Origin of the sequence: Nostoc sp. (assembly GCF_035638895.1) — a bacterium.
GTDB lineage: Bacteria > Cyanobacteriota > Cyanobacteriia > Cyanobacteriales > Nostocaceae > Nostoc.
This window is the reverse complement of sequence record NZ_DASQZC010000038.1, coordinates 1-8,031: the sequence shown is the minus strand read 5'-3', so window position 1 is coordinate 8,031 and position 8,031 is coordinate 1. Positions and strand designations below refer to the sequence as shown.

Genomic DNA, 8,031 nt, shown 5'->3' with positions numbered 1-8,031 from the left:
TCGCAAGCCTTCATAAAATGCTTGCGCTTCATTCTCCAATCCAAATGTTATTAAACACTTTAAGATACGGGTGATCCGAAGATAATTGTGGTTAAATCTACAGACCCATTCGCCTTTACGATTCGGATAGTCTTCTGACTGGCTGACAACTATTTTTCCGTCATTACTCTCTTGGCGTTGCAACCCATAAAATTTAAGCATAACTGTGAAGGAACGCAGCAAATTTTGACGTAGGTGTGGGTTGCTTTGAAATGCTTGAATTATTTCCTCATCAACGAGGGGCGAATCAGGATTGAATGCACTTCGCTCAGGCAAAGGGAACAACCACTGAATGTAATTGTGGACGCACTCCAATTCTTCAAAATTCCAAGTCCATATCTCTTGAATTGTCCGACCTTGTGAATCTTGTTGCTCCCCTAAGTAGAATGGAACAAGCATTGCACTGAGTTGTTTTTGATGATTCATTGCAAACTACCTTTACAACTCAACATCCTGATTTTAGGCGCGATCGCCTCACCAATAGACTTCAAATCACTGCGACAAAGTAGTAATATTCTTCCACCAGCAGCAAATTTAGCAGCCACCATAGCACAAAATTATATTTTTATACTTTTTGTTACATAAATTTTTATTTTATTTGAAGAATTTATACTTTTGACTTAACTGTTGGCTGTGATGTTTGTAAAGACTGGGGCAAACTCCAGTCGGGACGCAAGCTAGCGGCGTTGCGTAAATAAATATGATGAACCGAGGCGGAGGCTGGCAGATAAGCGTGGATTAAGAACCGAATGCAGCACTGTAAGCTACCTTCGACGTGCATTTGCTGCACATCCAACATGGCCACATTATCCCAACCAGGACGCGCTCTAGCGATCGCAGCTGGAAAAATAGCATCCAAATCGCGTGTAACTGAGAAAGTCACACTAATCATGTCCCTCGGTTGGAATTGATTCCGGTTTTCTAATTCATCTAGTAGTTCTGTTACTACCTCTCGCATTGCCTCAACGGTATTTTCTGAAACGGTTGTTGCTCCGCGAATAGCCCGCATTTGCCACTCCACGCCCAAATCCTCCTTAAAACAAAAAAGTTAGGGGTTAGGAGTTAAGAGTGAGAAATTGATAATTTTAACTCCTAACTCCTAACTCATATTAGGGTCGATATAACCACAAGGGTAAACCACTAGTAGACATTTCAAATTCGAGCCAATCAATTCCAGATCGAATTCCTGATGAAACTTGACGACTTCCTGGTAGAAGGCGATTTAATAAAGGTTTACGTTCTTCTAGGGTATAGCAGAGAGTTTTTTCTGGATCTAGTCCGACTAGTTCTGCTGTCCAGCGACGGGCATCTTCTTCTGTGCCCAGGCGATCTACAACACCCAACTCTAGGGCTTGCTGTCCAGTAAAAATCCGGCCATCAGCGAAACTTTTCACAGCTTCTACTGTTAAAGAACGTCCATCAGCTACTGTTTGGACAAACTGCTGATAACTTGTGTCAATCAACTCTTGCAAGATATTTTCTTCTGGTTGAGTCAGTTGCCGATCAAAAGACAATATGTCTTTGTAAGGGCCAGACTTAATTACCTGGAAGGAAACACCGATTTTTTCTAGCAAGCGTTCCAAGTTATTTCCACGCAGAATCACACCAATACTACCCGTAATTGTACCTGGGTTAGCGACGATATGTTCGGCTCCCATGCCGATATAGACTCCTCCAGAAGCCGAAATATTGCCAAAGCTAGCGACGATTTTGATTTTTTCGCGCAGACGCTTTAGAGCGCTGTAGATTTCTTGGGAATCTCCGACTGTACCGCCAGGGCTATCGATACGGAGCAATAATGCCGGAAACTTTTTTTCTTCTACAGTTTTTAAGGCTTCTAGGACGCGTTTGCGAGTAGCACCGGCGATTGCACCAGTAATTTCAATCCGCGCAATTTGTTTTCTAAACTTGGGCTTAAACGGCCAAATCATGATCTGTCAACATACCTCGTAATAAACTCAATATAAGATGCCCAAAGGTCAGACGACCTCTTTTGCTCTGTTAAGAAACATGAGCAGGCATTGTGATCATCAGTATTTTAAGGAAATTTTTATATTTTGCAGTGAGTTTTATTTGATATTCTCAATGGATACTAATCAAGTCCTTAAAGATTGCAGATAACACAAAACGCCAAACTCTAGTCTAGCGTCCAGCATGATGATTTAGCACAGACTATTTTAGCTGTTTTGCGGAATTAAAATCCTACAACCCTTGGCATTCTAGGTTTTTAACTTTTTAAGGATTGTTTTACTGGGGTCGCGCACCTGTAATAGTTGTCAGTAATTAATAACTAATAACTAATGAATAATAAATATTTAATCAATAATTTCGGCACTCAATTTAATTAATAAAATCATTGAGCAACACTAATCCCTATTTAGGTAAAAACCAGTAGTACTTTCACTTTAGGGAATATGACTTTTCCCTATTTTGTACAGCCCATGAGCATCTGACGAAGTTATTTTTACTTATGAATCAATTCGTAAAATTTGACACCGATAGTAAACGTACATATCAAACAGTGCGCCGACAAAACTACAGGTCAAACTAATCACAAATAATCCACGTAGGGGACTTCCACTGCCAAAGGTGGCAAGAAAATGCATAATCTGAGTAGCGATCGCCTCAGTTAACTCTTGTAAGCCGGGGAAGTAACCGATGAGGGGTAAAAGGAACAATACGCCGCCAACAAGTAACATGGGAGCGAGAAAGCTAAAAATGATCGTTAGTAGTACGGAGCGGAGAAAGTTAGTGAAAATAGCCATTTAAGACAAACTCCGTGAGTAGAGATGACAAGAGCTAGATAGCAGTTCGTCATTTTCTACAATACGTGCGATCGCTCCTGACCAACCAATCTGTCAAAAATCTTAAGTTTTCATTAAAATAAACGGTTACCAGCTACAGCACATGCTGGGTATCTTAAAAATAATTTAAATTTACAAAACCCTTGCACAATCAAGTTTATAGCTAAAGTTAGCCCTATTTAGTGGTTTGCAACACCTTTAATAACAGCTTCATTTTCTGAGAGCATCTTTAATCAAAGTTAATATTTAGCGCTGTGGGGAGTGGGGAGTAAGAAGTGGGGGGAGCAGGGGAGCAGGGGAGGCAGGGGGAGAAATCAATTAAAAATTAAACAATTAAAAATTAAAGAACTTCTGCCCTCTGCTTTTTGCCTCCTCTTTCCCCATTCCCCACTCCCCATTCCCCATTCCCCATTCCCTATCCCAATGACTTCCGCTATTCTTAAGGCAGTCACCGAGTTAGCTACAGAACATTGAACCAGACTACATCCAAATCCAGTTTAGGAGAATGGAGTCAGCGACTGCTGGCGGCGATTTTTCTGGGTGGGCAAGTACTAGTTCACCTATTGAGGGGCAAAATTCATCGGCGCAACACCTTGCAACAAATGGCAGCAGTTGGGCCAGATTCCTTATTTATTGCGCTATTGACGGCTATTTTCGTGGGTGCGGTGTTTACCATTCAGGTGGCGCGGGAATTTATCAACTTTGGCGCAGGAAACATTATCGGCGGAGTGCTTTCTGTCGCGTTGACACGAGAACTTTCTCCCGTGTTGACAGCAGTGATTTTAGCTGGGCGAGTCGGTTCTGCCTTTGCAGCCGAAATTGGTACCATGCGAGTCACAGAACAAATCGATGCCATGTTGATGCTGAAAACAGATCCAATCGATTACCTGGTTATTCCCCGCGTCCTTGCTTGCTGTTTAATGCTACCAATTTTAACCCTCCTGTCTTTGGTAACAGGGATGTTCGGGGGATTGATAATTGCGACAAATATCTACAACCAGTCTGATACGGTATTCTTAGACTCAGCCCGTAACTTTCTTGGTATCTGGGATATTGTTAGCGCCATGATTAAGGCGTGTTGCTTTGGCATTTTAATCGCCGTAATTGGTTGCAGTTGGGGGTTGACGACAACAGGAGGAGCCAAAGGTGTAGGACAGTCAACCACAAGTGCTGTTGTGACTGCCTTGCTAATTATATTCGTTAGTAACTTTTTTCTTTCTTGGTTAATGTTTCAGGGGACTGGCAGTGCATTCATAGGGCTGTAAAAGTGAGGAGACGCGATTAATCGCGTCTGTACAAGAGTTATAAGTTAAAATTCCTCACTTGTAACTCCTAACTCCTAACGCTTAACTCCTGACTCCTAAAATAAAAGAGAGAGATGCCTAGTAAATAAAGCAGGATTTAAGACTGTGACCAGTTCATTTGCTCCTAACTCCACATCTACAGTGGAACTCAAGCCTAGTTACAATATACCTATAGTGTTGGTGATTGCCGCTATTCCACTACTGTTGGTACAACCGTGGGTAGGCTCCGTTTTTACACTATTTGGTTTGTTTCTTATGTTTCAGGCGTTAACGCTGCGTTTGCAATTTACCGCCACCGACTTAGATATTTACAGAGGCGAAAAATTAATTCGGCGCTTTCCCTACCAGGAATGGCAAAACTGGCGGATCTTTTGGAATGGAGTCCCCATTTTGTTTTACTTTAAAGAAATTAAAAGTATTCACTTTTTACCGATTTTATTTGATCCCAATACCTTGAAAACTTGCTTAGAACAACGTTGTCCGCGTATTTAGTCCTGAGTTTGATCTGTGCTGAGTCGTTTCGCTCTAGACTCAGCACAGATCAAACTCAGGATTATGGCAGGTCAATTGTAATATTTCTGAAAGCTATTTATTCGCGTCATAGGAATTACACTATTGTTTATGAACTCAGAGGCATCTCAAACCCCAGAACCAATTGATGAGCGGTTGGCAGAAAAACAAGAACCGAACAATGCAGTTGAACATCCACTCAATCAATCTGTTGAGTCAGTGGGAGAAACAGGAGCCATTAGCTCATCAGAGAACTACACAACTTTTGAGCCACTCATCTCTAATGCAGAAGTGGTAGATTCTACAGTAGAGCTAACAGAAAATTCAAATGGCGAGTTTGTAGCGCAGTCGGAACCGGAAAATACCGCACTGGAATCAGAAAACCATTTATTATATGCAGAAGCAGAGCAGCGAGTTGCAGAGTTGCAGAGCGCTGAAACTGCTCTCAAGGAAGAAATAGCCAAGCTGCAAGCTTTTTACAAAAATCTTCAGGCACAAGTGGGTGAAACTCAGACATCGCTTGGACGGCTTGTGCAAGAGTCGTTGGTGCAGTTAGAACAACGCAAACAAACCCTGCAAATTTCTGTAGAACAACTAGAACGCCGTCAAGAACGTATCCGCAACGAGATGCGAACCACTTTTGCTGGTACATCCCAAGACTTGGCTATTCGGGTGCAGGGTTTTAAAGACTATCTCACTGGTAGCTTACAGGATTTGGCCGTTGCTGCCGAGCAGTTGCAACTGACGCCAAGTGTAGTGGAACGAGAAAAACCATCTGTAAAAGAAAAAGAGGCTAAACCAGTTGAAACCCAACCTGGAATACCACAATTTGCCCAACAGCAGTTTCAAGATACTACCAAGCAAATTCGCCGCCTAATTGACCAATACCGCAATAAACCAGATTACTATGGGCCAGCCTGGCAACTACGCCGTACCTTTGAACCAATCCACGCAGAACGAGTTTCTAACTGGTTTTTTACCCAAGGGGGACGGGGTGGTTTGCGGACAATGGGTAGCCGCTTACAAAATATTTTGATTGCCTCAGCTACAATTTCGATATTACACAAGCTGTATGGCGATCGCGTCCGTACTTTAGTTTTAGCTAATACACCAGAGCGATTGGGTGAATGGCGGCGCGGCTTGCAAGACTGTCTAGGAATCGGTCGCCCAGATTTCGGCCCAGACCGGGGTGTGGTATTATTTGAGGCGTCTGATGCTCTGGCTCAGAAAGCAGACCGATTGACGAAAGCCAATCAACTGCCCTTAATTATCATTGATGATTCAGAGGAGCAAATTAGTCTGTCACTGCTGCAATTTCCTTTGTGGTTAGCTTTTGCTCCTGACCCTAAAACCGTGAGAAACTATGATGATGACTTTTAAATAAGTCATTAGTCATTAGTCATTGGTCAAGAGTAATACCTCTTGACTTTTTTAAATTTTGAATCTTGAATTTTGAATTTTATTATGGCTATTTGGTTAACTCTGTGCGGGGCAATTGTAGTTATAGCTTACCTATTGGGTTCTTTTCCCACTGGGTACATTGCTGTTAAGCAGTTAAAAGGTATTGATATTCGACAAGTTGGTTCAGGTTCCACTGGAGCAACTAACGTACTAAGAACCTTGGGGAAAGGGCCAGGAGCATTCGTTTTAGTACTTGATGCCTTAAAGGGAGTATTAGCGATCGCTCTAGTTTACTGGTTATTCAATTTCAACGCGATTCAAAATTATATCCCCCTAACGGTAGATGTACAAGTGTGGCAACCGTGGTTAATAACAATAGCTGGGTTAGCTGCCATCCTGGGACATAGTAAATCAATTTTTTTGGGCTTTACTGGTGGTAAATCGGTTGCTATAAGCTTGGGGATTTTGTTGGCTATGAGTTGGCAGATAGGTTTAGCAACAGCAGGTGTGTTTGCCATTGTGGTGGCGATATCGCGGATTGTCTCTTTGAGTTCAATTGCAGGTGCGATCGCTGTTTCCATTTTCATGGTAATTTTGCATCAACCATTACCATATATTCTGTTTGGAATTGCCGGTGGATTATATGTGATTTTACGCCATCGCTCTAATATTGAACGAGTGTTTGCGGGAACAGAACCCAAAATTGGGCAAAATGTAGCGGCACCAGAACAAACTATATAACAGTCCTAAATCATTTGTGAAATATTTTTCTTTTTGCTGTCATTAGTTATTTGTCCTTTGTAATTACAAATGACCAAGGACAAATGACTAAGGACGACCATAACAAAATTTTTACGACTATTCATGCCTTCTAAGCGAATCTTGTTTATCAGTAACGGACACGGAGAGGACAACCACACCTCTCATGTTATTCAGACCCTACGCCAATTGTGTCCTTCTATCGAGATGGCAGCAATGCCGATTGTAGGGGAAGGAAAAGCTTACCGCAACTTGGACATTCCCATTATTGGCCCCACACAAACAATGCCCTCTGGAGGATTCTTCTACATGAAGCGCCTCTATTTGCTCAAAGATTTTCAGTCGGGATTAATTGGGTTAACGTGGCGACAATTACAAGCAGTGTTGGAGTATGCTCCCAACTGCGATTTGATTATGGCTACTGGAGATTTTATCTCCCAGACATTTGCTTACTTAACAAAGCGTCCTTTCGTCTCGTTTATCTCTTGTCTTTCTGCCCTCTATGAAGGGCGATTGCGTCTCAATCCACTGCTGTGGCACGATCTTAATTCTTCTCGATGTCTGGGAGTTTTCACCAAGGATTCCCATACGGCTTATGACCTCCAACGGCAAGGTTTAACTAAAGCTCTGTTGGCTGGCATTCCGGCTTTAGATAGGCTCGTCCCTACTGGCAAAGACTTGCACCTGAAACCGGACGAGAGAGCGATCGCAATCTTACCAGGATCGCGGATGCCTGAAGCCGCGCGAAATTTTTGTTTGCAATTGCAACTGGTTGTGGAAATCGCCAAGGTGATGCCTGAGTCAGGATTACAATTTCGTGCAGCCTTGATGCCGAGTTTGATGGCGCAATTAGACGACATTGCCAAAAGTCAAGGTTGGCAGCTCAATCAAGGCATACTCACCTATTCTCCTCCAGGAAGTTCTGCTGAGGAATCACCCCTTGTAGAAGTGAGATGTTATTCAGATGCCTTCAGTGATATCCTATGTTACTCTACTCTCGTCATTGGTATGGCAGGGTTGGCAGTGGAGCAAGCTGTAGCGATCGGGAAACCTATCATCCAGATTCCCGGAGAGGGCCCTCAATTTACCTATCAATTTGCAGAAGCGCAAACGCGGCTGTTGGGCACTTCTGCCCAAACCATCGGCACTAAGCCAGCAACTCCTGAGATTCTCAAGCAAGCAGCTAAACGAGTAGTTGAAACTTTACAAGATTC

At 42.7% G+C, this 8,031-nt stretch carries 10 protein-coding genes; 6 read left to right on the top strand and 4 right to left on the bottom strand.

Going from position 1 to position 8,031, the window contains the following annotated elements; all coding sequences use genetic code 11:
- The coding region (locus VE944_RS01620) for an opioid growth factor receptor-related protein (protein ID WP_324971272.1) at positions 1-465 on the bottom strand (465 nt) is incomplete at its 3' end.
- On the opposite strand from VE944_RS01620, the gene VE944_RS01615 reads away from it, so the two are divergent.
- Positions 457-624: a hypothetical protein gene (locus tag VE944_RS01615; RefSeq protein WP_324971270.1), complete on the top strand. Its 168-nt coding sequence runs from the start codon at positions 457-459 to the stop codon at positions 622-624. The genes VE944_RS01620 and VE944_RS01615 overlap by 9 nt on opposite strands.
- A 22-nt stretch (positions 625-646) precedes the next feature.
- Here VE944_RS01615 and aroH read toward each other — a convergent pair whose 3' ends face one another.
- The 3 genes from aroH to VE944_RS01600 form a co-directional block, all read right to left on the bottom strand.
- Positions 647-1,060, bottom strand: coding sequence for a chorismate mutase (aroH, locus tag VE944_RS01610; RefSeq protein WP_324971268.1), 414 nt, complete (start codon positions 1,058-1,060; stop codon positions 647-649).
- A gap of 88 nt (positions 1,061-1,148) precedes the next feature.
- Complete coding sequence (gene sppA, locus VE944_RS01605; protein ID WP_109011742.1) at positions 1,149-1,970, bottom strand: signal peptide peptidase SppA; 822 nt, start codon at positions 1,968-1,970, stop codon at positions 1,149-1,151.
- Between the two features lie 537 nt (positions 1,971-2,507).
- Positions 2,508-2,804 (bottom strand): hypothetical protein, encoded by a 297-nt coding sequence (locus tag VE944_RS01600; protein ID WP_324971264.1) that lies wholly within the window; start codon positions 2,802-2,804, stop codon positions 2,508-2,510.
- Between the two features lie 509 nt (positions 2,805-3,313).
- Here VE944_RS01600 and VE944_RS01595 point away from each other — a divergent pair.
- The 5 genes from VE944_RS01595 to VE944_RS01575 all read left to right on the top strand — a co-directional run.
- Positions 3,314-4,108, top strand: coding sequence for an MlaE family lipid ABC transporter permease subunit (locus tag VE944_RS01595; RefSeq protein WP_324971262.1), 795 nt, complete (start codon positions 3,314-3,316; stop codon positions 4,106-4,108).
- A gap of 144 nt (positions 4,109-4,252) precedes the next feature.
- The gene (locus VE944_RS01590; protein WP_118167435.1) at positions 4,253-4,639 is read left to right on the top strand and encodes a DUF3119 family protein; all 387 of its coding nucleotides are present in this window, start codon (positions 4,253-4,255) and stop codon (positions 4,637-4,639) included.
- A 129-nt stretch (positions 4,640-4,768) separates the two neighbouring features.
- Complete coding sequence (locus VE944_RS01585) at positions 4,769-6,037, top strand: DUF3086 domain-containing protein (protein WP_324971258.1); 1,269 nt, start codon at positions 4,769-4,771, stop codon at positions 6,035-6,037.
- Between the two features lie 84 nt (positions 6,038-6,121).
- A complete protein-coding gene (gene plsY, locus VE944_RS01580) occupies positions 6,122-6,799 on the top strand; it encodes a glycerol-3-phosphate 1-O-acyltransferase PlsY (protein WP_324971256.1) in 678 nt (225 codons plus the stop codon).
- 123 nt (positions 6,800-6,922) lie between these two features.
- The coding region (locus VE944_RS01575; RefSeq protein ID WP_324971254.1) for a lipid-A-disaccharide synthase-related protein at positions 6,923-8,031 on the top strand (1,109 nt) is incomplete at its 3' end.

What these genes read in the sequence shown, in the direction of transcription:
- VE944_RS01615 (WP_324971270.1), top strand. Translation starts at nt 457, where the DNA reads ATGATTCATTGCAAACTACCTTTACAACTCAACATCCTGATTTTAGGC.
- VE944_RS01600 (WP_324971264.1), bottom strand. Translation starts at nt 2,804, where the DNA reads ATGGCTATTTTCACTAACTTTCTCCGCTCCGTACTACTAACGATCATT.
- VE944_RS01585 (WP_324971258.1), top strand. Translation starts at nt 4,769, where the DNA reads ATGAACTCAGAGGCATCTCAAACCCCAGAACCAATTGATGAGCGGTTG.
- sppA (WP_109011742.1), bottom strand. Translation starts at nt 1,970, where the DNA reads ATGATTTGGCCGTTTAAGCCCAAGTTTAGAAAACAAATTGCGCGGATT.
- plsY (WP_324971256.1), top strand. Translation starts at nt 6,122, where the DNA reads ATGGCTATTTGGTTAACTCTGTGCGGGGCAATTGTAGTTATAGCTTAC.